The sequence below is a fragment of the Pseudomonas sivasensis genome (assembly GCF_013778505.1).
Taxonomy (GTDB): Bacteria; Pseudomonadota; Gammaproteobacteria; order Pseudomonadales; family Pseudomonadaceae; genus Aquipseudomonas; species Aquipseudomonas sivasensis.
Genome location: NZ_JAAOWU010000009.1, coordinates 24,486 through 48,090, shown reverse-complemented (window position 1 = coordinate 48,090; position 23,605 = coordinate 24,486). Strand labels below are relative to the sequence as shown.

Sequence of the window (23,605 nt, the reverse complement as noted above, 5' to 3'; positions counted from 1 at the left end):
CCGCAAGTCCGACAATCAGGGAGATATTTAGTTGGAGCTTACCCGCCTGCCAGCAATATCGAAGTCTTCATCTCTTAGCCGCTGAAGTTCTAACACCTCGGCTTCATATTCTTCAACGGCGAGACCGGCCTTGAGACGATTGAGTAATTCGCGCTGTTTACGGTCGAACAGCAGCATGGCTGATGCTAAGTGCACTGACGATACTGTCGCAGCGTAATTAGCGACCTTCTTGAATGCCAGGTGAATGTAGCGCTCAACAGCCTCTGCAGACTTGTGTCCCGTCCACATCATTACTTCGGTAATGAAGGTTTGGCTGCTCAGCAAGGACTGCCTGAATTGATCAGGATTTTCTAGCTCATGCTGTTTAATCAGCTGGACAAATTTATTCGTAATGAAGGCATGCCGGAACATATGCGGAGATATTTTTTCTTTAATACCTGCAGCCTTTTTCAGAAGAGAAATTTCCGAGGTGATTGTGTCCGGAGATATCCCCTTTGCAAAAGTTTGTGATATGAACAGGAAGCCATCGTCTACTTTTCCCTTGACGATCTTTCTGCGCATGAATTCGATGTGTTTTTTGATATCGCTGAGAACCATTTTGTGAACAGGAATGAACCGCTGGCTAGATACCCCTTGCTTCCAAGTCTCTAGCCTAAGCATTGGCTCATCCATCTCCAGTGCATTAAGGATGTCTTTAACCAATATTCTCGAGATTTCCCCCCTGCGTGCACCTGTGTGCTCCAACAGGAGAAGCATGATCTTTCTTCTGGAGTCAATAAATCGTGATTTGGAATCCCTGTCCACCGCGTCCACCAGGCGCTTTATGTTTTCGTCTGAAATCGGGAATATCGACCGAACCCGTCCGCCTAGGCTTAGCGAGTGATGATGTACAAACTCTTTTTTCAGCGTGCGGCCATTCCGATATTTAATCGTAAAGGCGTGCATAGTTATTCTGATTGTCCCGCCGACAGCGACAAAACTTGGATTCTCGTGAAGCCTACCAACAAACTCCAGAAAGGCTAGGCAAACTCTACCTATACCCAGGATTGTAGGCTCAGTCCGTTTATTCGCGGTTGGGTAAATTCGAGACTTTTCGTCTCTAAGGGAATCGATAAACTCTGTAAAACTGGAGTCAGTCAGGTGAATGAAGTCGATGTTGGCATGATAGCAATAACGAACCAAGTGGCTTATCTTGGAGGCGTACTCGCCGAAGGTTCCGCCTTTGGATCCGCGTGTAGATAGGTTGCGGTTGCCGTTGCGACCAGGCCGTTCCATCATCGACAGAATGTACTGATTCACCGGCACACAGGGCGCACCGTTCGGCCAGGTTACAAATGGGACATTGTTGAATGTCCTTGTCTCAATCGTTCCCAGCGCCATGTGGGAAAATAGTGTCGTCTCTTCCAAGACCGAGAACAGCTGGTTTTGGCTTTTCTTCGTCATCTTCTGTATTCATCAAGGTTTACAACAGAAGGGCCATTGGGCGCAGGAATCTTGTCGTAAGGTGGGGCGTTCAGCGATGCCATCGCGGTCAGCGCCTTTATGGCCTCCTGGGCCCGTAATGATCTGACACCTGCGTTCGGCGCATCCCTGACACTTTTGATGTGATCGCGAGCATTGCCGAGAGCGTGAAGCAATGTAAGGTTCGTTTTTTGGTGCAAGGCCAGTTTCTGCTCCAACTCTGCGACTCGCAGCGATAAACCTACCTTGGTTCGTTTGTTGGATCGCTCTTCGCGTCGTTCTGAGGCCTCCAGCGCTTCAAGGGCCGCCATTCGGAGATTGTTTAGCCCGTTGAAACCTGTAGGCAAGTTACTTTCTGCATAAGTCTTCAGAGTGTTCAGGCTGACCGGGGTTGTTGCCTTCGTGTCTCCGCCTACGGTGAAGCTGAGGCTCAGAGCTGCAGTTGAACCCTGGCTTTTCAGGGCCGCCACCAATTCTTTGTTGCCCCTAAAACTGTCGGGAGACCGATGGATTTGTTGCAGGCACTCAACCAGGGTGCAAAGCGCCAACGTGTTGCGTTCTACGCGAGCATCAGTCTTCTTCATGCTGCTGCCTTCATGACCCGAGCTACTACCTTGAAGCGTTTGCCTTCATCGTCCTGGATGAATTCCGGTTCAATTTCCACGGAGCCTTCTTCCATGAGATCCGAAAGGTAATCTTCGAGCTCCTCGGTATCGACAATGGTGAAATCTTCTGTGCCATAGCGGGTTTTCAACAGGGCCGCTAGGCTTTCAAAGCTGGCTTCATCGCCACTGTGGAGTGCTTCGGCCACAAATTGTGCTTTAGCCCCTCGGAGGGTGGCACCATCCACAGATTCGGTGATGTAGTGCCAGACGTGCTGTACATCTGTATGCCCAAGCATCCATTGCAAAGTCTCAAGTCCGCCAAAGCTGCTGGAGTAGAAGAACAGCATTGCGAAGAAGCGGCGAAGCTGATGCTGACGAATGTAGTACCGTTGGCCTTCGTCGTTGGTATCAGTTTCAAAGTAATCACAAAAGAAGTCGAGGTTTTGGTTAAAACCGTAAACAGCAACTTGAGAGAAATCAGCATTACCCTTTCCGGATGGGCTGGCAAACAGTCCCTTAAGTTCGCTTAAGAACCCGATACGCTTAAGGATTTTCTGCATCCTGATGAGGCTTTTAATCATCTTCACGGCAATTGGTTCAATTGGCCGTGCTTCAATCTGACGCGTGCCGAATAGCCGATAGGTACTTTTGCGATTAACAAAAACCAGCCATTGTTCCGTCACGTCCAAACAGTCTGTGACGTGCAGATCCAATAGCTCACCAATGCGCCTTCCCATCAGAGCACCAACAACGACTTGAGAACATCCAATAAGCACTTTTACCAGTTCAATCAGCCCTTGATTAGAGCGAAGCTTGGTAAAGTATTCGGATCTCATACCCTTAGTGGTACTGGCGTATTGTGTTCCTGCGCTACGCCGTGACAACCCAAGGCTTTCCACGCCTATTGAAGTTAGGCGATGACCAACCACCTTCTGGAGCTGTTGATCGGTTAAATCGTTTAGGGACATCTGCTGCTTTTTACAGAACAGTGCCGCTCGGCAATAGCCATCTACGATATCTGAACCATGTTTTAAGTAAAACTCAATAGAGTTTCGCACTGCGCTAAACACAACTTGAGATGGAAGCGTCCTGAATCTTCCTGCGGCCTCCGTTTCAATCGTGAAGTTTTTGGCGCTGATCAAGTCCTCCGTTGAAGGTGCGGGCAAACCAAGGTCGTGCAAATTTCCTAGGCTATAGAGAGTCCTTCTGTACTCGCTGAAATTCGAATCTCCCATCTTTTCCCGACTACCTGTCGCCACAGGAATTGGAAGCAATTCTCGTACAAAATCATCCCCGCTTTGTACGGACAGGATTCCGATAATGGGTTTGTCATCGAACCTACCTTTGAGCGTGTTTCGGTAGACTTCGTTTGATACCGTTACAGAGTTGGGGTTGTATCCCTTGTCACGAGATACTCGATACAACCCCTTCAGATACAGAGCTGCTCTGATTTTTGGTATCAAATTCATTGGGACTTCCAGCACGTTCTCGTCTATTTGCTGTGGAGTAATGATCGCGAGATCAGGCCAGTCTTTAAACGCAAGATCAATCTCAACCTGGCTGGTTTCAAGAACGAGCTTCAAGCAGTAAAGGGACATCCGCTTTGACCAGGCATAAACAGATTCTGCTGTGTCACTGCTAGAACCGATTTCTGAAAGGATCAACTTCAAATTGTCTCTGCCAAGACCGGCTAGGCCATGTTGGGCAAGTTTGAATTGCTCGCAATTAAGCAGCAAGAAGTCGACGATATGCAGTGCGCGTGCAAGCTCACTTGATCGCACACCGCTCGAATTTGAAGCTGAATTAGCCTGGGTTGAGCCTGTCAGAAAATATTTCAAGCCATCCAGAAGCTCTTTATTTTTTTTGTCGATCAAGCGACTGCCGTCGCTGAGCTCTACATCCCATTCGATCCTTTTCGGAGTCTTGAAGCCAAAGCTGTACATCCATACGTTTTCGTCGAAGTCGCTAAGGAGCCAGTCTGTAGACCTCAAAGATTGATAGGAGTCAACGAAGTACGGCTCAAGAAAATCTAATTCAGGCGGCAGCGACATAAATAATGTTCTCCATGCGAGACGGGTTGCAATGAGCTCTGGCTACGTTGAGGTGTTCTTTAAGCAGGGAATCGTTGCCTCGTACGATTTCGTCGCTGACGGCTTTAGATACATCTGCCCAATACTTAGCTTTGCCACATACCTCATGGGCTTTTTCAGAGCTAGCGACGGCGGCCTCCAAGGAAAGCAGGGCGGTCATGATTCCTACATCAATGGAAATGTAAACCTGGCTACTGCGAGACTCGATTTGCTCAGCGCTAGGCTTGTTTTCCGGGTTCCTTAGGTGACTCGGGATATCTTTCAACGCATGGTTTTTCAGGAATCCGTGAAGTTCATCCATGCTCGAAAAATCCGTTGCTTCGAGCAAATAAGGGCTGTCTTTCATCGCTTCGCAGATGAAGCTGCGCTGGAATATTCGGATCCAACGTGTTTGGAAGAAAGACAGGATTGCCTCTGGGAGATACCGGCGAAGCAGTACCGCATCGTAACGAACGTGACCCAGGGCTTTGGCCATTTCAGTAACGCTTTTTGTTCGTAGATAGACCATCACGCCACAGGATGACCGAATCGAAGTAAGCGTTACCCGTTCCAGAAACTGGCGCAGGTCACATTGCAGCATGTGCTGATAGGGGGCGAACTGGTTGAGAAGCACGTCGAGCGATTTGGGCATCGAATTGAATTTGGAGCGATTCCATGCGGGTTGAGTGACGCTACTCGGCGTCGAAAAACCGTATCCACAAGTGATAAACAGTTCCTTGAACGCAGGCTTTCCCGCTAGCCGCAGCGCTTCTCTCAACGGCTCGGTAATCTCGAGAATTTCTTCGATCCACTGCTGGGATTGAGCCGTCAACTGAATAACCTGCTCGCTTAGTTTCTTGCCCCTACGATCCTTAAACCCAATGAGTTTGGCCCCGCTGTCATCCTTGATGTAGCCAATCGAATCCCCGTTGTCATCAAGGAGCATGAGCTTATCAAGAAAGCCGTGGGTAATTTCCGGGTGCTCGGTTACCAGCAGGCATTGATATGGATAGAGCTTGTCGGCAGTCGGCAAGCCGAGTAAACCAGAAACCCTCACTAGGTTGCCGTTGCCAAAATGAGAGTTCAGATAGTTTCTCTCGGCTCGAAAACCATCAGCTTCAAAGGTCGCACAGATGTTTTCTATACCGAGCTGCTCAATCGATTTCAAGGAACCACCCCTGACGATAGGCCGGCCCATTTTGGCCATTGCCTTGCGCTCCCTAACCTTCGAGAGAAGCTGCCGACATTGCTCTGTCGCCCAAAGTTTAATAACCGAAACATCTGTCTCGATGTTATGGAAGATGATCTCAATCGCCTCTTCATCTGTAACGTGAAGTGGTACAGGCGTGATCAGCTTTTCATGCACAACCACACCGTCCTCACGAGTTTTTTTCCTTGTGCCCAAGCCTAGATCTGGCCTCTCCAGCGGCTTAGGAAGTCCACCTTGGTACGGCAAGGCCCAAACGCCGGTTTCGACGAAAATTTCCTCACAGTTGGCGATAAACCGCCTCCAGCTTTTGATCTGGCCATTAATGTTCTTTTTTTCTTCATGAGCCTTGAGGAAAAAATCCTTCATGAAAGCTAGGAAGAACGCCTTGATCATTTGAGGGTGCTGGAAGGTTACAGCGGGCCAATCCTCGCGATGCTCCGCAAGGAATTTCGCCATTTTGTTCACCTCTGTGTACGCAGGGCGGGCCTGCTTCTTAAAAAAAAGTACCCAATGGTTGTAGAAGTCCTCAGTGAAGTCTTTGCCGTGGCTCAACCACAGGCAGGGGAGGCTGAGAAAGTATTCTCGACCCTTCGGAGATGTGACTCCCCAGCCATTCCAATACCGGAGGCTTTCTTCATTCAGTTCCGAGCGGCATTCGTCCCACAGGGATACGTTATCCCGCATGCTTGCCGGATCAGCCCGCAGCTCTTCCATAGCCGGAACTTCTGCCCGCATGACGTTATGCATACCCGCGAACAAGCGAACAAACGATTGACGTGAAGTCGGATCGTTGTCGAGAAAGGAGGTGCTCCTCAGCGCCCCCAGGAAGCCTCTAGCCAGCTTAAAGTACGACGGGCTAGAAAGCGTGAGATACGAGACCTTTGCGCCCATGAGATCGCAATAGCACTCGAATAGCTTGATCGGAATCACTGACGGGATGCTTGGAAAATCCTTCGCCGCTCGCTCCATCAGCGCCACTACCTCGGGCGACAGCACTCTGAAAGGATAGTTGGCTAGAGGTGCGGTTTTTCTGATGATTGTCAAAATGATTTTCTCGGCTTGGTGTGCCTTAAGTGTCTGTTTTTAAGGCGTTTTGTAGATTTTGACAGGTATGTGCAATCGGTCAAGTGCCCCAACGCAGCCTCGACGCCGACCTGGCGCTGGCCTTGAGCCTCAACGGCCGCGAGTTGTTTCGCGACGAGCAACCGCTGAAAATCCTGCTGATGTCTGCGACCCTTGAAGGCGAGCGCCTGGCCAGCCTGCTGGATGACGCGCCGATTCTGCGCAGTGAAGGGCGCATGTTCCCGGTGCAGATGCGCTGGGGCCGGCCGTACCAGGCCGGTGAATTTATCGAGCCGCGTGTGGTGCAGACTATCCTCGAAGCCGTGCATGACGAGACCGGCAGCGTGTTGGTGTTTCTGCCGGGGCAAGCCGAGATTCGGCGGGTCCACCAGCAACTGGTCGACGCGCTGGGTGATCGCCCTGATGTGCTGTTGTGCCCCCTGCATGGCGAGCTGGACCTGAATGCCCAACGCGCCGCCATCGACCCGGCACCCGCTGGTAAACGCAAAGTCGTACTGGCTACCAACATCGCCGAGACCAGCCTGACCATCAACGGCGTACGCGTGGTGATCGACGCCGGGTTGGCGCGCGTGCCGCGTTTCGACCCCGGCAGCGGCATGACCCGCCTCGACACCCAGCGTATCTCCCGCGCCAGCGCCACCCAGCGCGCCGGTCGGGCAGGGCGCTTGGAACCGGGGGTGTGTTATCGGTTGTGGTCCGAAGACCAGCATGAAGGGCTGGCCGCGTATGGCAGTGCGGAAATCCTTGCGGCCGACCTCGCCGGCCTCGCCTTGCAGCTGGCGCGCTGGGGCGTCACTCCCACGCAACTGGTGTGGCTGGATCTGCCGCCGACCGCCGCGTATGCCCAGGCCCAGGATTTGTTGCAACGCCTCGGTGCATTGAACGAAGACACACTCACCGCCCACGGCCAGAAAATGGCCGAGCTGCCGGCCCATCCGCGCATTGCCCACTTGCTGTTGCGCGGGCAGGACTTGGGGTTGGCGGCCACCGCCTGTGATGTCGCCGCCTTGCTGGGTGAGCGCGATATCTTGCGCGGTGGCGGCGCGGATTTGCACAGTCGTCTGGCCCTGCTGTCCGGCGAAGAGCGGGCGCGCGGAACCCAAGGCGGTGTGCAGCGGGCCAAGCAATTGGCGCGGCAATATCGCAGCTATTTAAGAGGCCAGGCGACCCAACCGGTGCCCGACCCCGATCACCCGCGCTGGCTCGGTGCGTTGCTGGCGCTGGCCTACCCGGACCGTGTCGCCCAGCAACGTCGCCCCGGCGGTGCCGAATACCGCCTGGCCAACGGCCGCGCGGCGCTGTTCGCCGAAGCCGACAGCCTGATGAAACAACCCTGGCTGGTCATCGCCGACCTTGGCAGCCGCCAGGGCCAGCGCGAAGAACGCATCTACTTGGCGGCGGATTTTGATCCGGCACTGTTCGACTCGGTACTCGCCGAGCAAGTGCGCAACGTCGACCAGCTGGATTGGGACGAACGCGAAGGCGTGCTGCGTGCCGAGCGCCAGCGCAAAGTCGGCGAACTGGTGCTCAGCCGCGAACCTCTCACCGGTCTCGACGAAAACGCACGCAGCCAGGCGCTGGTCAATCTGGTGCGGCGCAAAGGCCTGGAGTTGTTGCCGTGGACGCCTGAGCTGCGCCAATGGCAGTCCCGCGTCATGCTGCTGCGCCAACTGGACGTCGGCAAAATCAGCCACTGGCCCGACATCAGCGACAGCGCCTTGCTCGCCGACCTGGAGCACTGGCTGATGCCCTACTTGGGCAAGGTCTCGCGCCTGAGCCATTTCGCCAACCTGGATATCTCCAGCTACCTGCACAACCTCTTACCCTGGCCGCTGCCCCAGCGCCTGGACGAGCTGGCGCCGCAGCATGTGAAGGTGCCATCGGGGTCATCGGTGCGGTTGGATTACAGCGAACAACCGCCGATCCTGGCGGTGCGCTTGCAGGAATTGTTCGGGCTGGCGGATACGCCAAGGATTGCGGGCGGGCGTCAGGTGGTGAAGTTGCACCTATTGTCCCCGGCGCGGCGGCCGGTGCAGGTGACGCAGGATCTGGCGAACTTCTGGCGCAGTACGTACGCCGAGGTGAAGAAGGATTTGAAAGGCAGGTATCCCAAGCACTATTGGCCAGATGATCCGTTGATCGCAGAGCCGACCGCGCGGATCAAACCCCGAAAGTAAGCGTGATAGAGATCCAAATGTGGGAGGGTGCTTGCCCTCGATGACTGTGGGCCAGTTACCGATAAGTTGACTGACACGCCGCTATCGGGGGCAAGCCCCCTCCCACATTAGTTTTGTGTGTCTGTTATTGCGCAGCGGGCAGCAGGAAGCGCGCAATCACCGGCAAATGGTTGGAAATACGCAACGTATCCTCCTGCCGCACCTTGGCCTCCACTCGCTTGATCCTTGGGCTGTAGAACAGGTAATCCAGGGTGCGATCCGGGCCATCGATGCTCGGGTCATTGGGAAAGTGCGTCAGCCATTTCTCACGATCAATCCCGCTGGATTGGCTGTTGCTCGGGATCATCGGGTACTTATCCCACAACAGATGCAGCTCACTGTCCGGCGAATACTGCCCGCGCTTACCCGCATCCAAACGCAGGAATTGCCCCAGTGGCAGCAGGTTGAAATCACCGCCGATCAGCCAGGGCGTGCCACGGCCTTCAAATTTATCCAGTAACTTTACCGTGGCTTGCACTTGCTCCTGTACGGCACTGCGCCCCGGCGCGTCGCCGTCCAGGCGGGTGTTGAGGACGGCCAGTTGGCCGCCGTCGCTCAGTGGCAGGTAGGTCAACAGCAACGCTGGCTTGGGCTGGAATTGGCGACTGATGAAGTTGGCGTCCGGCACCGGCAATTGCAGGCGCTCGGCGTGTTCGATCTGGTAGCGGCTGAGGGTCGCGAGTTTTCGACCGACGCTGCCGAAGATATGCAGGTCGGGCACAAAGTCGGCCTTCCAGTCGAAGGCCTGGGCGCTGCATGGATAGAGGTCGACCAGGCGCTCCTGCAACAAGGCAAGTTGGTCCTGGTAATGGGAGGGCTTGGCGTTTTCGTCGAGTTCCTGCAACAGCAGGATGTCGGGCTGTTCGTCGCGAATCACCCGCGCCACTTCATCCAGGCTCACAGCCATGTCTTCCACGGTGGGGCGGTCGTCCGGGCCGCTGCCGTCGGGGGTGTCGTACCAGAACACGTAGTTCTTGCCGGCCAGGTATTGCACGTTCCACGTCATAACCTTGAGCGCCTGCCCTGGCAGCAGCGTCGGCGCGCGGGGCGCAACGCAGCTCACCGGCAAGGTTTCCTTAGGCGCGGGGCGCCAGGTCAGGCTGTAGATCAGGGCGGTGAGCACGCCTGCGATGATCAGCAGGCCCAGCAAGGTGATGCGCAATAAACGGGTCATCGGCTCGGCTTATAGCGTTTCAGGAATGGCACGGAGCATATCACCGCGCGTCGGCATCGCCACCGATCAGCATGAATAAACGGAACAGCACCACGCTGGTGAACAACTGTAGGAAGCTGTGGGCACTGTCCATCAACAGCCCCAGCAGCGGCGCAGGGTTGGGATACGCCGCGAGGCTGGCGCCTTTGAGCAACCACAGCGGGGTCATGACGCACAGCAGGCACACCAGGATCCGCCAGAAATGCCCACGGGTCAGACGGAAACTTTCCTTCATCGCCTCCAGCGCCGGCATGCCGCGCAGCACCAGCAGGTACTCGGCAAACGCCAGCACCACCATCAGCCACAGGCCAGGCAGGAAATACAGCGACAGGCCCAGCAGGATCAACAGGGTGCTCATGGCCGTCAGCAGGGCGAAGCGCGGCCATAGAGCCAGCGACATGGCCCAGACATCCTTGGTGCGCGGGGACTCACCACGGGTGCGCGCGTCGAGGAACAGAATCAAGGCGCCGGTGTACAGCGGGTACACCAATAAGCCCACCACTACGCTGTAACCGGGAAACGCATCCGCGCCCAGCGTGTGGTCCAGTATCTGTTGCAGCAAGGCTTCGAGAATCACCAGCGGCAGGCATAACTGGACGATCGCGCCCAGGTTGCTGCGGGTAAAACGGAGGGAGTCGCGCAATACGTCTAACGGATTCATCAGGTTCATCGCAGGCCTGGAAACAAGGGCGACACTTTAACCGATCACGGTCAGAGGGTCACAAACGTAAACCTTGAGTAAAGACCATTGAAACAACTCGTAACACCCCCATAACTGGAAGGCACCTGACCTGATCACAGGCGGGACCAGAATTTCTACCGGCAATCTAACGAGGTCGCCATGAACAGCGAAGAGCAAACCCTGATCGATGGACTGTTTTCACGGTTGCAGCAAGCCGAAACGGACTCAGCCCCCCGCGACGCCCAGGCCGAAGCGCGGATCAAGGAGCACATGACTCGCCAACCGGCCGCCGGGTACTACATGACGCAGTCGATCCTGGTGCAGGAACACGCGCTCAAGAGTCTCGACGCGCAGAACAAGCAACAGGCGCAGCAGATCCAGCAATTGCAGGATGAGTTGCAGCGGGCCAAGTCCGCGCAACCGGCCCCGGCGAGCAGCGGTGGTTTCCTGTCGAGCATCTTTGGCGGCGGCGGTTCCCGTGACGCGCAACCGGCGTCGAGCGCTCCGGGCAATTCGGGCGGTGGCTGGCGCGAGCCAGCGCGGCCTTCGTTCGGCGGCCAGTCCGCGCCGCAGCAAAACTATCAACAACCACAACAACCACCCGCCGCCGCGCCCATGGGCAGCGGCTTTCTCGGTGGCGCGATGAAAACCGCCGCTGGCGTGGCCGGTGGTGTGTTGCTGGCAGAAGGCATCAGCAGCCTGTTCAATCACAATTCGCAACAGCCGCAGGTCGTGGAAGAAATAATCCGTGAAGAGCCGGCGCCCGCCAGTGACAACGGCAACTGGGGCAATGACGACCAGAAGTTCGCCGGCAATGACAACTGGGGCGGCAATAACTCGGACAGCTTCGCCGACAGCGATTATTCCGACGATTCCTCCTCCTTTGGCGACGACGACTCCTTCGTCTGACACTCCCGGTCCGGGGCGCTGCGGCGTCCCGGTCTGATTTTTTCCGGAAACTTTCTCGCGGCTGGCATACTGGCACCCTTTCCGGGCCCAGGCGCCTGGCTGTCATGAGGAAGTGCGGTGAAGAAAATTGCAGTGTTCGCCGATGTACAAAACCTCTACTACACCGTCCGCCAGGCGTATGGCTGCCACTTCAACTACGCCGCCCTGTGGGCAGACATCAGCTCCCGCGGGCAGATCGTCGAGGCGTACGCCTATGCCATCGACCGTGGCGACAGCAAGCAGCAGCAATTCCAGCAGATCCTGCGCAACCTGGGGTTTACGGTAAAACTCAAACCGTACATCCAACGCAGTGACGGCTCGGCCAAGGGCGACTGGGACGTGGGCATCACCCTCGACATCATGGACGCCGCCGACCACGTCGACGAAGTGGTACTGGCCTCCGGTGACGGGGATTTCGACATGCTGCTCGAACGCATCATTCAAAAGCATGGGGTTGAAGCCGTGGCCTACGGCGTGCCCGGGCTGACGGCCAACTCACTGATACGCGCCGCCAGCCGCTACGTGCCGATCGAAGGCGCGCTGCTGCTCAAATAAGCGCCGCGGCTCAATCAATTGTTAGACGGAGTTGGAACAGGTTTGGAACGTATAGCGGTCATCGACTTTGAAACCACCGGCATCACCCCGAGCAGCCACTGCCGGGCCACGGAAATCGCGGTGGTTATCCTCGAACGTGGCCAGATCGTGGACCGCTACCAGAGCCTGATGAACGCAGGTGTGCGCGTACCGGGCTTTATCGAGCAACTCACCGGCATCAGCAACGCCATGCTGCGCAGCGCCCCGCCGGCCGAGCGGGTGATGAATGAGGTCAACGAATTCGTCGGAACCACGCCCTTGATGGCGCATAACGCCGCGTTCGACCAGAAGTTCTGGGATTACGAGCTGGGGTTGATTCGCCGGACGCGTTTGCAGAAATTCGCCTGCTCGCTGTTGCTGGCACGTCGTCTGATGCCATCGGCACCAAACCACAAGCTCGGCACCCTCAACACCTACGCGAAACTGCCCCACACCGGCCAAGCTCACCGAGCGCTGGCGGATGCGGAAATGGCGGCCAACCTCACGGCGCACCTGGCCCAGGAACTGCGGCGTACCCACGGCTTGCGCGAACTGTCCCACGACCTGCTGTGCACTTTGCAGAAAGTGCCGGCGGCGAAGATCAATGAGCATTTGAAGAAGCATCGCGGGTTCTGACAGAACAACGCCGTTCAACATGTGGGAGGGGCGGTGCGACGGTTCGACTTGCTCCCGATTGCGGCGAGTCAGCCACACATAAGCTGACTGATCCACTGCTATCGGGAGCAAGTCGAACCGTCGCACCGCCCCTCCCACATTGGTTATCGGTCGTTCATCGAGGCTGCACACACTCCAACGCCCGATCCACCACCCCTTCGCCATCTGCACCAAATGCATCACCGCCCGCTGCTGCACATCCATCGCCTCACCCGACGAGTGCGCAGTGCCCACCGCGCAATGCAGCAAATCCGCCGCCTGGGCGAGGGCATCTTCGAGGCTCATGTTGTCGTTCAGGATGAAGGGCGAGGCATCTTGAGGGCGTTTATCTGCTTTCTGAATGGTCAGTAGGCTCAGCCCTAGTGTTTCGTCAGACCGTTCTGGATTTTCCTTCTCCCACCTATCGCTCTTCGCCGCAACCTAACATCCCACCTGTCATTTACGTAAAAGGACTACGTTATGCAGGAAAGCGATCTTCACACAGCAATCATGCGAAGCCAGCTCGAACTCCAACGGGACGGCATCGATTTCGGCTCAACTTCCAGCATGGCGTTTCATTTGGGTAATGCGATGACAAGCTGCCCGGCAGTCATAGTGTTGCCTCATTCACCAGGCTGGACCCATGGCGCCAGGTACCAGTTACTCAAGCCCATTCAGGCTGACTCCTCAGTGCCGAGCACCCCGTTTGACGAGCTCTGGACACCTACACAGCAACACCACGCCTTGACCGACGCGACGGTTCTGGCCGGTGCTGAGGGAATAGCTGTCAGCAAAATTGCCGTGGGCACCTGGGGCCGTGTCGGCGCCAGCAAAACGACTAGCCCGCTGAGTCTCACCGGGATGTGCTTTTTCCCTCGTACATTGATCAGGCAACCCACCTCGGCCAGAGTGGCAAAGGCAAATTTTGGCACCTTCCGGGTGTTTGGCATTGTTGGACGGGGTATTCCTTTCGTCGCTGGGGGGTTGGCTGTCTTTAATCTGGTCAGTGCCGGTAAGTGCGCCTATGAAACAAGCAACGGAAGGTAGCGCGACCAGAACCGAGATCAGCGAAAAGGTGATTCAGCTCTTCGTCGACATCATCGGTTTCATCGACCGAAGCCAGGTCACGGAGCAAACGGACTTCATCCATGACTTCACGATTATTGATGATGATTTGACCTGCTTTTTCATGCAGAACAAGTGGCAATTCAACTTGCAAGCGACCCAGGAAGATTGGGATCACATCACTACCGTCCAGCAGATAGTCGATTTGATTGTTGAACGCTCGAATTTGCAGTGCGGCCACTGACGCCATCGGGAGCAAGCCCCCTCCCACATTTTGAATGTATTCACAAATCAAACTGTGGGAGGGGGCTTGCTCCCGATGGCGGTAGATTAGCCACCATTTTTGCCATTGGTTTCCAACTGCCCCAACGGCACCCGCCGCTCTATCGCGCTCGACAAGATGATTGAGGTCTTGCTGAACCCGAACTTCGCCAGCCGATTGATCAAACGCTCCAACTCCGGCATCGACCCTACCGCCGCTTGCATGATCACGCACGGATCCCCTGTCACCCGATGGCATTCGGTCAGTTCGGGGATTTCGGCGAGTGCGTCATAAACCTTCTGGCTGCCATGGTTAGTCAGCCGCAGTTCGATCACGCACTGAATCGGCAAGCCCACCTTCGAAAAATCCACCTTGGCCTGGTATCCGGTGATCACCCCGCTGGCCTCCAGCTTGGCCACGCGCTCGGCTACGGCGGGGGCGGAAAGGTTTACCTTGCGGGCCAGTTGCGCGTAGGAGGCGCGGCCGTCTTCGAGCAGGGCGCTGAGGAGCATGCGGTCGTATTTGTCCATGATAAGGCTCCAATTGCACGTGGCTTTCGAAAGCACGGGTTATAGCCTTCATAACCATGATTTGAAAAGTGTATGGGCGGTTTAAACAGGTTTTGTAACTTATGTTTAACGACCTGCTTTTTTAGAATAAGCCTCTCTTATATCTGCCTTCGAGCCGCCCAATGCCTGGCACACGTCGCTTTCCCTTACCGTTGATCGCCGCTTTTTTTGCTTTGTATGTGATTTGGGGGTCTACCTACTTGGTGATCCGCATCGGCGTGGACTACTGGCCGCCGTTGTTGCTGGCGGGGATTCGATTCTGCACGGCGGGTGCACTGATGTATGGCTACCTCAGATGGCGCGGCGTGCCAGCGCCGACGTGGCCACAATGGAAGGCCGCCGGGATGATCGGCATTTTGCTGCTCACCTTCGGCAATGGCGGCGTCACGTTGGCCGAACATGCGGGCGTGTCGTCTGGCGTCGCTGCCCTGGCGGTAGCGACCGTGCCGCTGTTCACCTTGCTGTGCGGGTATTTCTGGGGCGCGCGCAATACGCGGCTGGAATGGGCCGGGGTGATCCTGGGGATTGTCGGCATCGCCATGCTCAACATGGGCAGCACGCTGCAATCGAGCCCGGTGGGCGCCGCCTTGTTGTTGTTCGCGGCGGCATCGTGGGCATTCGGGTCCGTGTGGAGTCGGCAGTTGTCGCTGCCCCAGGGCGCCATGGCCAGCGCTGCGGAGATGCTGGTGGCGGGCGTGGCATTGTTGATCGGCAGCGCGCTGTCCGGTGAGCACCTGCAGGCCATGCCGCCGCTGGAGGGTTGGCTGGCGTTGGCCTACCTGACGGTGTTCGGCTCAATCATCGCCTTCAACGCCTATATGTACCTGCTCAAGCACGTACGCCCGGCGGCGGCCACCAGCTATGCCTATGTGAACCCGGCGGTGGCGGTGTTGCTGGGGATTGTGTTCGTGGGTGAATCCATCGGCCTGGAAGAGGGCTTGGCCATGCTGGTGATTATCAGCGCCGTGCTGTTGATCAGTCTGCCCCAGTGGCGAAAGCCCAAGCCGGAAATAAGGTAAACTGCCGCGCAATTGCGACCTTGCGCTGAATTTTCCTACGGTAACTACATGACTTTCGCCACACTTGGCCTGATCGAACCCTTGCTGCGCGCCCTTGAGACGCTTGGCTACCAGACCCCGACGCCGGTGCAGGCGCAAGCCATTCCGGCGGTGCTGGCCGGTCGTGACCTCATGGCTGCGGCCCAGACTGGCACTGGCAAGACCGCAGGTTTTGCCTTGCCGTTGCTGCAACTGCTGACCATGGAAGGGCCGAAAGTCGCCGCCAACTCGGCGCGCGCGCTGATTCTGTGCCCGACCCGCGAACTGGCCGAGCAAGTTCATACCAGCGTTGCCGAATATGCCCAAAACCTGCCGCTGACCACCTACGCGGTCTATGGCGGCGTGAGCATCAACCCGCAGATGATGAAGCTGCGCAAGGGCGTCGACATCCTGGTTGCCACCCCTGGCCGCCTGATTGACCTGTTCCGCCAGAACGCGCTGAAGCTTAATCAGCTGCAGACCCTGGTGCTGGACGAAGCCGACCGCATGCTCGACTTGGGCTTCTCCGAGGAACTGGCGAATATCTATCGCATGCTGCCGAAAAAGCGCCAGACCCTGCTGTTCTCCGCGACCTTCTCCGATGAGATTCGCACGCTGGCCGGGCAGATGCTCAACGACCCGCTGAGCATCGAAGTCAGCCCGCGCAACGTGGCCGCCAACACCGTTAAGCAATGGGTGGTGCCGGTGGACAAGAAGCGCAAGGCGGAGCTGTTTGTGCACCTGATGCGCAAAGGCCGCTGGAAGCAGGTGCTGGTGTTCGCCAAGACCCGTAACGGCGTGGACGCGCTGGTGGATAAGTTGCAGGGCCTGGGCATCAATGCCGACGGCATCCATGGCGACAAACCCCAGGCAACCCGCCAGCGTGCGCTGGATCGCTTCAAGAGCAGCGAAGTGCAGATCCTGGTGGCCACCGACGTGGCGGCCCGTGGCCTGGATATCGAAGACCTGCCGATGGTCGTTAACTTCGACCTGCCGATCGTGGCCGAAGATTACATTCACCGTATCGGCCGTACCGGGCGTGCGGGCAACACCGGTGAGGCGATTTCCCTGGTGTGCGCCGATGAAGTGAACATGCTGTCGGCCATCGAGATGCTGACCCGTCAGACCTTGACCCGCAAAATGGAGCAGGACTTCGAACCGGAGCACCGCGTGCCGGACACCGATGCGAGTGGGCAAGTGGTGAAGAAACCGAAAAAGCCGAAGAAGCCTAAGGCGTCCGGTGGTGGCGGTGGTAAGCGCAACCTGGGTAAGTGGGTGGACAGTGGTGAAGTGGCACCGTCGGAACCGTCGATTAAGCCGGTGCGTAAGGTGCCGGTGTTTAACACTGGGCCGCGTAAGAAGAAGTGATTTTGCGGGGTTGCTGATTGCCTCATCGGGAGCAAGCCCCCTCCCACATTTGAAGGTGTTCACAATTCAAATGTGGGAGGGGGCTTGCCCCCGACAGCGGACTTGAGCTCACCGCAATCTCAAGCGTTCAACCACTCCAACACCCCCCGCCCAGCCGCTCTGCCACTGGCAAAACACCCCGTTAGCAAATACCCGCCGGTCGGCGCTTCCCAGTCCAGCATCTCCCCCGCACAAAACACCCCAGGCAATTGCTTGAGCATCAAGCGCTCATCCAACGCTTCAAACGGCACGCCGCCTGCCGTACTGATCGCCTCGTCCATTGGCCGCGTCTTCACCAGCGTCAACGGCAGGGCCTTGATATCCACCGCCAGTTGCGCCGGATCATTGAAGTGATCGGCTGGCGCCAACTCACGCAACAACGCCGCCTTGACCCCGTCCAGCCCCAACTGACTGTGCAGATGCTTGCTCATCGAGCGTGAACCGCGCGGTTTGGCCAGCGCAGCTTGCACCTTGTCCAGCGGCTTGCTCGGTAGCAAGTCGATATGCACGGTGGCCGCGCCGTCGCGGTTGATCGCCTCACGAATCGGTGCCGACAGCGCATAGATCAGGCTGCCCTCGATACCGGTGGCGGTGACCACACATTCGCCGAGCCGAGGTTTGTCGTCACACAAACCGATGGCGACATTTTTCAACGGAGCGCCGGCGAATTTGCTCACCATCAATTCGCTCCAGGCCGACACTTCGAAGCCGCAGTTACTCGGTTGCAGTGCCACGTAAGGCACGCCTTTGTCCTCCAGCAGCTTGAGCCACGCACCATCTGAGCCCAGCCGTGACCAACTGCCGCCGCCCAGTGCCAGCAGCACGGCATCGCTGCGCACGGCTTTCTCGCCTTCAGGGCTGTGGATAAGTAAATCACCTTCGGTATTCCAGCCGGTCCAACGATGCCGGGTGTGGATAACCACGCCTTGGTCACGCAGGCGCTTGAGCCAGGCGCGCAGCAGCGGGGCGGCTTTCATGTCCGTAGGAAACACTCGGCCGGAGGTGCCGACAAAGGTCTCGATACCCAACCCATGTATCCATTCGCACAACGCTTCGGCACCAAACCCACGCAGCAACGGCGCCATCTGCGGCGCGCGCTCGGCGTAGCGCGAGAGGAAGGCCGGGTAAGCCTCGGAGTGGGTGATGTTCATGCCGCCCACACCCGCCAGCAGGAATTTTCGCCCCACTGATGGCATGCCGTCATACAGATCTACGCGCACCCCGGCCTGGCTCAAGACTTCGGCGGCCATCAGCCCGGTAGGGCCGCCGCCGATAATAGTGACGTGGTGAGTTGCGGTCTGAGGCATGGGTAGGGCTACGGTGGCGTGAATAGGCCGAGCATTCTACCCGACGTCAGCCAGGCTGCCTGATCAAAAAACGTACACTTTCCTACAGGTCCTATGCCTGCTGGCTTTCAGCCGCTTACGCTCAAGTTATCCACAGGCCGTTCCACAGCCATTGTGGGTAAGCGCACAACTCAATGACAACCTGATGACGTCCACACTCGTTGCGCACTGTGGTGCAGGATGCCGTGGCGACGGGCCAAGGCTGGACGGTCTTTGCTGTAGCCGCCGCCAATCACGCCCATCACCGGAATGTCGCGGCCCAGACAGTGGCGCATGACGCTCTCATCGCGGGCGGCCACGCCTTCGTCTGTCAGCTTGAGGTACCCGAGGGCGTCGTCTTTATGCACATCCACGCCTGCGTCGTACAGCACCAGGTCGGGTTGGTAGAGCGGCAGCAGGTAGTTGAGGGCGTCATCGACCACTCGCAGGTAATCGGCATCGCCCATGCCCATGGGCAGTGGGATGTCCCAATCGCTTTGGGCCTTGCGCGCCGGGAAGTTCTTTTCGCAGTGCAGCGACACGGTGATGGCATCCGGCGTGTCGTGGAGGATGCGCGCGGTGCCATCGCCCTGATGCACGTCGCAGTCGAAGATCAGCACGCGGCTGACCCGGCCGCTGGCCAGCAGGTAATGGCTGATCACCGCCAGGTCATTGAAGATGCAAAAGCCCGCCGGGTAATCGTAATGCGCGTGATGCGTGCCGCCCGCCAGGTGACAGGCCAGACCGTGCTCAAGCGCTTGCTCCGCCGCCAGGATCGAGCCGCCGACCGCGCGCACGGTGCGCCGGGCCAGGGCTTCGCTCCAGGGCAGGCCAAGGCGGCGCTGGTCCTCGCGGGACAACTCGCCGCTCATGTAGCGTTCGATATACCCAGGCTCGTGGGCCAGGGCCAGGATGTCGGCAGGGCACAGCTGCGGGCGCAGCAGTTGGCTGTCTTCGGTCAGGCCGGTGGCCACCAAGTGGTCGCGCAACAGGCGGAACTTGTCCATGGGGAATCGGTGGTCCGCCGGGAACTCGGGGCTGTAGTCATCGTGGTAGATCAATGGCAAAGGCATGGGATTTTCTGACGGGAACCTGCGAAGGATCTTACCAGCGCTGTACACTCACGCACATGGCAAGGGGAGGGGACCCGTGGAGTCGATACTCGAATTGGAAAGTGCTCGCCTGGTGCTGCGCCAATGGCGCGACAGCGACCTGACGGCCTTCGCAAGCATGTGCGCCGACCCACACGTGATGCGTTATTTCCCGGCCAAGCTGAGCCACCTGGAAAGCGCCGCACTGATCGGGCGGATACGCGGCCACTTCGCCGAATATGGCTTTGGCCTCTGGGCGCTGCAGCGCAAGGACAGCGGCGAGTTCATCGGCCTGACCGGGTTGCAGCATGTCAGCTTTGACGCGGACTTTACCCCAGCAGTAGAAATTGGCTGGCGCCTGGCCCGCGAGCATTGGGGACTGGGCTATGCCAGCGAGGCGGCGTGGACTGCACTGCGCTGTGGTTTCGACCGTTTGCAGCTGGATGAAATCGTTGCCTTCACCACCGAAGCCAATCTGCCATCACAAAAAGTCATGCAGGCCATAGGTATGCATTACGATCCCCTGGCAGATTTTGAACACCCCAAGGTCGCAGCCGATGACCCGCTGCGCCCACATGTTTTGTACCGCATCACCCGCGCCCAATGGTTGGACACGCTGCACGGATAGCAGCCCGGAATGCCCCATAGATTGTAGGAGTTGCTCTATGAGCCAAGTATTGGAAGATCTGGTGGACCTGCTGACCCTGGAGCCGATCGAGGAAAACCTCTTTCGCGGCCGCAGCCAGGACCTGGGTTTTCGCCAACTGTTCGGCGGTCAGGTGCTCGGCCAGTCGCTGTCGGCGGCCAGCCAGACCGTTGAAGAAGCGCGCCATGTGCATTCCCTGCACGGTTATTTCCTGCGCCCCGGCGATGCCGCGTTGCCGGTGGTTTATTCGGTTGACCGTGTTCGTGATGGCGGCAGTTTCAGCACGCGCCGCGTGACCGCGATTCAGAAGGGCCACCCGATCTTCACCTGCACCACGTCGTTCCAGTACGACGAAGAAGGCTTCGAGCACCAGACCACCATGCCCGTGGTGGTCGGCCCGGAAAACCTGCCGTCGGAGCTGGAATTGACCCAGCAGCGCGCGCACCTGATCCCCGAGCACATGCGTGACAAGCTGCTGTGCCCGAAGCCGATTGAAGTGCGACCGGTCACCGAAAAAGACCCGTTCAACCCGCAGCCGTCCGACCCGGTCAAGTACGTGTGGTTTCGTGCCGACGGCGCGTTGGCCGACACACCAGCGCTGCATAAATACTTGCTGGCCTACGCTTCGGACTTTGGCCTGCTGACCACCTCGTTGCTGCCCCACGGCAAGACCGTTTGGCAGAAAGACATGCAGGTCGCCAGCCTCGACCACGCGTTGTGGTTCCACGCGGATCTGCGTGCCGATGACTGGTTGCTCTACGCCATGGACAGTCCGTGGGCCGGCAATTCCCGTGGGTTCTCCCGTGGCAGCGTGTACAACCGCGCCGGGCAACTGGTGGCCTCGGTCACCCAGGAAGGCTTGATTCGCCATCGCAAGGATTGGGCATGAGCCTGAGGGAGGTTAAGCACTGGGTGTTCGACATGGACGGCACCCTCACGGTGGCCGTGCATGACTTCGCGGCGATTCGCGTGGCGTTGGACATTCCCCCCGAGGACGACATCCTCACTCACCTCAGCGCATTGCCGGCGGACATCGCGGCGGCCAAGCATGCTTGGTTGTTGGAGCACGAGCGCGAGTTGGCACTCGGTTCTGTTGCGGCTGAAGGCGCGGTGCAATTGGTACGCGAATTGGCCGGGCGCGGTTATCGCCTGGGCATCCTGACTCGCAATGCGCGGGAGCTGGCCCACGTGACGCTGGAAGCGATTGGCCTGGCTGACTGCTTTGCGGTCGAGGATGTGCTGGGCCGAGATGACGCGCCACCCAAGCCCGATCCGGGTGGGTTATTGAAATTGGCGGCGGCGTGGGATGTATCGCCGAGCGAGATGGTGATGGTCGGCGATTACCGTTTTGACCTGGACTGCGGCCGGGCGGCGGGGGCCAGGACGGTGTTGGTCAACCTGCCGGAGAATCCGTGGCCGGAGCTGGCGGATTGGCATGCTGAAGATTGTGCTGCATTGCGCCGGATGATTTAACCCAAGCAACAGAGATCAAATGTGGGAGGGGGCTTGCCCCCGATAGCGGTCTGTCAGTTAAAAAATTGCTGACTGACACACTGCTATCGGGGGCAAGCCCCCTCCCACATGTTGAGACTGTTTCTTCAGGTATTACTGAGTGAACAGCACCTTCTGCCCTTCGGGCGAAGTAAACATTTCATCCCCGTTATGCCCCACCCCTGGCACCTCAACCAGCGTCTGGCTCAACTGCGGATGCCGGTGTTTGAGGTAGTCAAAATAGTTATGCCCACGCATCAGCCGATAGGCGCCCTGTGTCTCTGCCTCACAGCTTTTATCCAACGCAGGATGGTTCGGATCAGTGTCTTGCTGGCCCAGCAGGTAGGTGATGTCCCGTGACACGTAGGCCTGCTCCAACTGCTCGGCGCTTTGGCCTTTGGCGTAGGCCGGCAGGTGTTGCAGGCCGTACTTCCAATCGTTGAAGCCTGGGCAACTGGCGGTATCGAACTGCACCGGTCGCTGTCGGCTGAAGTAGGCATAGGACGACGGGTTGGCCACCACATAGCGCAGGCGGATGCCTTCGTTTTTCAGGGTTGGGTGATCATGGCCGGTGAGGGCGAAGCGCTGCACTACCTGGCCACCGCCGGAATGGCCGGCGACGACGATTTCCTTTAAAGCTGGAAACAGCGTGCGGTTGCCCAGGTGCTTGATGATCTGGTCAAGGGCGCCGTAGGAGCTGATTTGGCCTGGGCCGGTGGAAGGCTCGCCGGCCATCCAGTCGTTGCCGTTCCAGCGCAGTACTTGGCCGTCCAGATGGTTGCGCTTGATGTCGGACGCATTCAGAAACTGCGGCGCGATGACTAGCGTATTCGCGCTAACGCCTGCGTGCTCGGCGGCATCGATACCGCTTTGCAGGTAGGTCTGCGCATTGCGTAGGCGACCATGCACAAGAATCAGGGCGCGGGTGACGTTAGGCAGCGGCTGGCGCCAGTCCTGGCTCACGCCGAGGCTGAGGTCGCCGGCGTCCAGGTGAAAACGATCGGGGCTGACGACTTTGACGCCGTGTTCAGCCGCCAGGGTTGAGCACGACACTAATAAAGTCAGCAGCAAGCCCCATCGCTTATTCATTTAAAGACTCTTGGCCGTGAAGGTGTCGCATTGGGTGATCTGGCCCTGGGCGAAACCGGTCTTGAACCAGCGAACCCGCTGTGCCGAGGTGCCGTGGGTAAACGAGTCCGGCACCACGCGCCCTTGACCCTGTTGCTGCAAGCGATCATCGCCGATGGCGTTGGCTGCGTTCAGGGCTTCTTCAATGTCGCCGGCTTCCAGCCAGTTCAGGCGTTTTTGCGCACGGTTGGCCCACACGCCGGCAAAACAGTCGGCTTGCAGCTCCTGGCGTACCAGTAGACCGCCGTCGCCTTGCATCTGCCGACCCTGTTGGCGCGCATTCTGGATCTTCGAGGAAATACCGAGCAACGTCTGCACATGGTGCCCAACTTCGTGGGCGATCACGTAGGCCTGGGCGAAATCGCCGGAGGCCTGGAAGCGTTGGGACATTTCCCGGAAGAAATCCAGGTCCAGGTAGACCTGTTGGTCAGCCGGGCAATAGAACGGACCGCTGGCCGAGGTGGCGCCACCACAGGCGGAATTGACCCGGCCACGGAACAGGATCAGTTTCGGGTTCTTGTATGTCAGGCCGTTTTCCTGAAACACCTGAGCCCAGGTGTCTTCGGTATCGCCGAGCACTGCGCGGACGAAATCGGCGTGTTCATCATTGGCCGGCGGCGCCTGGCGCGACTGCGTGCTGACGGACGGCGCCTGTTCCATTTGGCCGGTCAATTGGCCGAGGATCTGCATCGGGTCCTGGCCGGTCAGCCAGCCAATACCGACGATCAGCACAATCGCGGTCAGGCTCAAACCCTTGCCACCGCCAAAACGCATGCCGCCACCGCCGCCGCCACTGTCCTCGCGGGCATCCACCACGTTGTCGCTGCGTCGGCCTTTTTTCCATAGCATGGGGGCAATCCTCTTGATGAA

21 protein-coding genes and 2 pseudogenes are annotated in these 23,605 nt (G+C 58.0%); 11 read left to right on the top strand and 12 right to left on the bottom strand.

The window, feature by feature from the left end; genetic code table 11:
* Positions 1-27: 27 nt before the first annotated feature.
* The 4 genes from G9Q84_RS29350 to G9Q84_RS16315 are packed head-to-tail and all read right to left on the bottom strand — an operon-like array spanning position 28 to position 6,389.
* Positions 28-1,443 carry a tyrosine-type recombinase/integrase gene (locus tag G9Q84_RS29350; protein WP_242461446.1) on the bottom strand — a complete coding sequence of 472 codons (1,416 nt, stop codon included), beginning with the start codon at positions 1,441-1,443 and terminating at the stop codon, positions 28-30.
* On the bottom strand, positions 1,440-2,045 hold the full coding sequence (locus tag G9Q84_RS16325) for a hypothetical protein (protein ID WP_145162328.1): 606 nt from the start codon (positions 2,043-2,045) through the stop codon (positions 1,440-1,442). The genes G9Q84_RS29350 and G9Q84_RS16325 overlap by 4 nt, the downstream gene beginning before the upstream one ends.
* Positions 2,042-4,117: a site-specific integrase gene (locus G9Q84_RS16320; RefSeq protein WP_181643720.1), complete on the bottom strand. Its 2,076-nt coding sequence runs from the start codon at positions 4,115-4,117 to the stop codon at positions 2,042-2,044. The genes G9Q84_RS16325 and G9Q84_RS16320 overlap by 4 nt, the downstream gene beginning before the upstream one ends.
* On the bottom strand, positions 4,101-6,389 hold the full coding sequence (locus tag G9Q84_RS16315) for a protein kinase family protein (protein ID WP_181643719.1): 2,289 nt from the start codon (positions 6,387-6,389) through the stop codon (positions 4,101-4,103). The genes G9Q84_RS16320 and G9Q84_RS16315 overlap by 17 nt, the downstream gene beginning before the upstream one ends.
* A gap of 89 nt (positions 6,390-6,478) precedes the next feature.
* Between G9Q84_RS16315 and hrpB the strand changes: the two are divergent.
* Positions 6,479-8,605: pseudogene (hrpB, locus tag G9Q84_RS16310) on the top strand (ATP-dependent helicase HrpB); the annotation flags it as partial.
* Positions 8,606-8,729: 124 nt separating this feature from the next.
* Here hrpB and G9Q84_RS16305 read toward each other — a convergent pair.
* Both G9Q84_RS16305 and G9Q84_RS16300 read right to left on the bottom strand, forming a co-directional pair.
* Positions 8,730-9,818 (bottom strand): endonuclease/exonuclease/phosphatase family protein, encoded by a 1,089-nt coding sequence (locus G9Q84_RS16305; RefSeq protein ID WP_032884623.1) that lies wholly within the window; start codon positions 9,816-9,818, stop codon positions 8,730-8,732.
* Between the two features lie 40 nt (positions 9,819-9,858).
* Complete coding sequence (locus G9Q84_RS16300; protein ID WP_032884770.1) at positions 9,859-10,518, bottom strand: YciC family protein; 660 nt, start codon at positions 10,516-10,518, stop codon at positions 9,859-9,861.
* Positions 10,519-10,698: 180 nt separating this feature from the next.
* Here G9Q84_RS16300 and G9Q84_RS16295 point away from each other — a divergent pair, with 180 nt between their 5' ends.
* The 3 genes from G9Q84_RS16295 (at position 10,699) to G9Q84_RS16285 (ending at position 12,696) form a co-directional block, all read left to right on the top strand.
* The gene (locus G9Q84_RS16295; protein WP_122681744.1) at positions 10,699-11,448 is read left to right on the top strand and encodes a DUF2076 domain-containing protein; all 750 of its coding nucleotides are present in this window, start codon (positions 10,699-10,701) and stop codon (positions 11,446-11,448) included.
* Between the two features lie 117 nt (positions 11,449-11,565).
* Positions 11,566-12,042 carry a LabA-like NYN domain-containing protein gene (locus tag G9Q84_RS16290; protein ID WP_032884625.1) on the top strand — a complete coding sequence of 159 codons (477 nt, stop codon included), beginning with the start codon at positions 11,566-11,568 and terminating at the stop codon, positions 12,040-12,042.
* A 42-nt stretch (positions 12,043-12,084) separates the two neighbouring features.
* Complete coding sequence (locus G9Q84_RS16285; RefSeq protein ID WP_032884626.1) at positions 12,085-12,696, top strand: 3'-5' exonuclease; 612 nt, start codon at positions 12,085-12,087, stop codon at positions 12,694-12,696.
* Positions 12,697-12,850: 154 nt separating this feature from the next.
* Here G9Q84_RS16285 and G9Q84_RS29345 read toward each other — a convergent pair.
* Positions 12,851-13,092, bottom strand: a pseudogene (locus tag G9Q84_RS29345) (DUF3077 domain-containing protein).
* Between the two features lie 102 nt (positions 13,093-13,194).
* Between G9Q84_RS29345 and G9Q84_RS16280 the strand changes: the two are divergent.
* Complete coding sequence (locus G9Q84_RS16280; protein WP_181643718.1) at positions 13,195-13,761, top strand: hypothetical protein; 567 nt, start codon at positions 13,195-13,197, stop codon at positions 13,759-13,761.
* Positions 13,739-14,023 carry an acyl carrier protein gene (locus G9Q84_RS16275; protein WP_181643717.1) on the top strand — a complete coding sequence of 95 codons (285 nt, stop codon included), beginning with the start codon at positions 13,739-13,741 and terminating at the stop codon, positions 14,021-14,023. Before G9Q84_RS16280 ends, G9Q84_RS16275 begins: the two co-directional genes overlap by 23 nt.
* An 86-nt stretch (positions 14,024-14,109) precedes the next feature.
* On the opposite strand, the gene G9Q84_RS16270 is transcribed toward G9Q84_RS16275, so the two are convergent.
* A complete protein-coding gene (locus G9Q84_RS16270) occupies positions 14,110-14,571 on the bottom strand; it encodes an Lrp/AsnC family transcriptional regulator (RefSeq protein WP_095186224.1) in 462 nt (153 codons plus the stop codon).
* 161 nt (positions 14,572-14,732) lie between these two features.
* Here G9Q84_RS16270 and yedA point away from each other — a divergent pair, with 161 nt between their 5' ends.
* Both yedA and G9Q84_RS16260 read left to right on the top strand, forming a co-directional pair.
* On the top strand, positions 14,733-15,629 hold the full coding sequence (gene yedA / locus G9Q84_RS16265; RefSeq protein ID WP_032884630.1) for a drug/metabolite exporter YedA: 897 nt from the start codon (positions 14,733-14,735) through the stop codon (positions 15,627-15,629).
* A gap of 48 nt (positions 15,630-15,677) precedes the next feature.
* Positions 15,678-17,015, top strand: coding sequence for an RNA helicase RhlE1 (locus G9Q84_RS16260; RefSeq protein WP_032884631.1), 1,338 nt, complete (start codon positions 15,678-15,680; stop codon positions 17,013-17,015).
* Positions 17,016-17,134: 119 nt separating this feature from the next.
* Here the strand turns inward: G9Q84_RS16260 and G9Q84_RS16255 are convergent, their stop codons facing one another.
* Together G9Q84_RS16255 and G9Q84_RS16250 are read right to left on the bottom strand one after the other, a co-directional pair.
* Positions 17,135-18,361 carry a TIGR03862 family flavoprotein gene (locus tag G9Q84_RS16255; RefSeq protein ID WP_181643716.1) on the bottom strand — a complete coding sequence of 409 codons (1,227 nt, stop codon included), beginning with the start codon at positions 18,359-18,361 and terminating at the stop codon, positions 17,135-17,137.
* Positions 18,362-18,531: 170 nt separating this feature from the next.
* Entirely contained in the window at positions 18,532-19,452 is a 921-nt protein-coding gene (locus tag G9Q84_RS16250; RefSeq protein WP_032884633.1) for a histone deacetylase family protein, read from the bottom strand.
* A gap of 76 nt (positions 19,453-19,528) precedes the next feature.
* Here G9Q84_RS16250 and G9Q84_RS16245 point away from each other — a divergent pair, with 76 nt between their 5' ends.
* Genes G9Q84_RS16245 through G9Q84_RS16235 form a run of 3 tightly spaced genes read left to right on the top strand, consistent with a single transcriptional unit; the run spans position 19,529 to position 21,589 of the window.
* A complete protein-coding gene (locus tag G9Q84_RS16245) occupies positions 19,529-20,098 on the top strand; it encodes a GNAT family N-acetyltransferase (RefSeq protein WP_032884634.1) in 570 nt (189 codons plus the stop codon).
* Between the two features lie 37 nt (positions 20,099-20,135).
* On the top strand, positions 20,136-21,005 hold the full coding sequence (tesB, locus tag G9Q84_RS16240) for an acyl-CoA thioesterase II (protein WP_032884635.1): 870 nt from the start codon (positions 20,136-20,138) through the stop codon (positions 21,003-21,005).
* Complete coding sequence (locus G9Q84_RS16235) at positions 21,002-21,589, top strand: HAD family hydrolase (protein WP_099603258.1); 588 nt, start codon at positions 21,002-21,004, stop codon at positions 21,587-21,589. Before tesB ends, G9Q84_RS16235 begins: the two co-directional genes overlap by 4 nt.
* Before the next feature lie 132 nt (positions 21,590-21,721).
* Here the strand turns inward: G9Q84_RS16235 and G9Q84_RS16230 are convergent, their stop codons facing one another.
* Together G9Q84_RS16230 and ypfJ are read right to left on the bottom strand one after the other, a co-directional pair.
* The gene (locus tag G9Q84_RS16230; RefSeq protein ID WP_122755991.1) at positions 21,722-22,696 is read right to left on the bottom strand and encodes an alpha/beta hydrolase; all 975 of its coding nucleotides are present in this window, start codon (positions 22,694-22,696) and stop codon (positions 21,722-21,724) included.
* A complete protein-coding gene (ypfJ, locus tag G9Q84_RS16225) occupies positions 22,697-23,584 on the bottom strand; it encodes a KPN_02809 family neutral zinc metallopeptidase (RefSeq protein WP_032884638.1) in 888 nt (295 codons plus the stop codon).
* Positions 23,585-23,605: the final 21 nt, after the last annotated feature.

What these genes read in the sequence shown, in the direction of transcription:
- yedA (WP_032884630.1), top strand. Translation starts at nt 14,733, where the DNA reads ATGCCTGGCACACGTCGCTTTCCCTTACCGTTGATCGCCGCTTTTTTT.
- G9Q84_RS16235 (WP_099603258.1), top strand. Translation starts at nt 21,002, where the DNA reads ATGAGCCTGAGGGAGGTTAAGCACTGGGTGTTCGACATGGACGGCACC.
- G9Q84_RS29350 (WP_242461446.1), bottom strand. Translation starts at nt 1,443, where the DNA reads ATGACGAAGAAAAGCCAAAACCAGCTGTTCTCGGTCTTGGAAGAGACG.
- ypfJ (WP_032884638.1), bottom strand. Translation starts at nt 23,584, where the DNA reads ATGCTATGGAAAAAAGGCCGACGCAGCGACAACGTGGTGGATGCCCGC.
- G9Q84_RS16325 (WP_145162328.1), bottom strand. Translation starts at nt 2,045, where the DNA reads ATGAAGAAGACTGATGCTCGCGTAGAACGCAACACGTTGGCGCTTTGC.
- G9Q84_RS16255 (WP_181643716.1), bottom strand. Translation starts at nt 18,361, where the DNA reads ATGCCTCAGACCGCAACTCACCACGTCACTATTATCGGCGGCGGCCCT.
- G9Q84_RS16305 (WP_032884623.1), bottom strand. Translation starts at nt 9,818, where the DNA reads ATGACCCGTTTATTGCGCATCACCTTGCTGGGCCTGCTGATCATCGCA.
- G9Q84_RS16295 (WP_122681744.1), top strand. Translation starts at nt 10,699, where the DNA reads ATGAACAGCGAAGAGCAAACCCTGATCGATGGACTGTTTTCACGGTTG.
- G9Q84_RS16300 (WP_032884770.1), bottom strand. Translation starts at nt 10,518, where the DNA reads ATGAATCCGTTAGACGTATTGCGCGACTCCCTCCGTTTTACCCGCAGC.
- G9Q84_RS16230 (WP_122755991.1), bottom strand. Translation starts at nt 22,696, where the DNA reads ATGAATAAGCGATGGGGCTTGCTGCTGACTTTATTAGTGTCGTGCTCA.
- G9Q84_RS16320 (WP_181643720.1), bottom strand. Translation starts at nt 4,117, where the DNA reads ATGTCGCTGCCGCCTGAATTAGATTTTCTTGAGCCGTACTTCGTTGAC.
- G9Q84_RS16275 (WP_181643717.1), top strand. Translation starts at nt 13,739, where the DNA reads ATGAAACAAGCAACGGAAGGTAGCGCGACCAGAACCGAGATCAGCGAA.
- G9Q84_RS16270 (WP_095186224.1), bottom strand. Translation starts at nt 14,571, where the DNA reads ATGGACAAATACGACCGCATGCTCCTCAGCGCCCTGCTCGAAGACGGC.
- tesB (WP_032884635.1), top strand. Translation starts at nt 20,136, where the DNA reads ATGAGCCAAGTATTGGAAGATCTGGTGGACCTGCTGACCCTGGAGCCG.
- G9Q84_RS16250 (WP_032884633.1), bottom strand. Translation starts at nt 19,452, where the DNA reads ATGCCTTTGCCATTGATCTACCACGATGACTACAGCCCCGAGTTCCCG.
- G9Q84_RS16280 (WP_181643718.1), top strand. Translation starts at nt 13,195, where the DNA reads ATGCAGGAAAGCGATCTTCACACAGCAATCATGCGAAGCCAGCTCGAA.
- G9Q84_RS16260 (WP_032884631.1), top strand. Translation starts at nt 15,678, where the DNA reads ATGACTTTCGCCACACTTGGCCTGATCGAACCCTTGCTGCGCGCCCTT.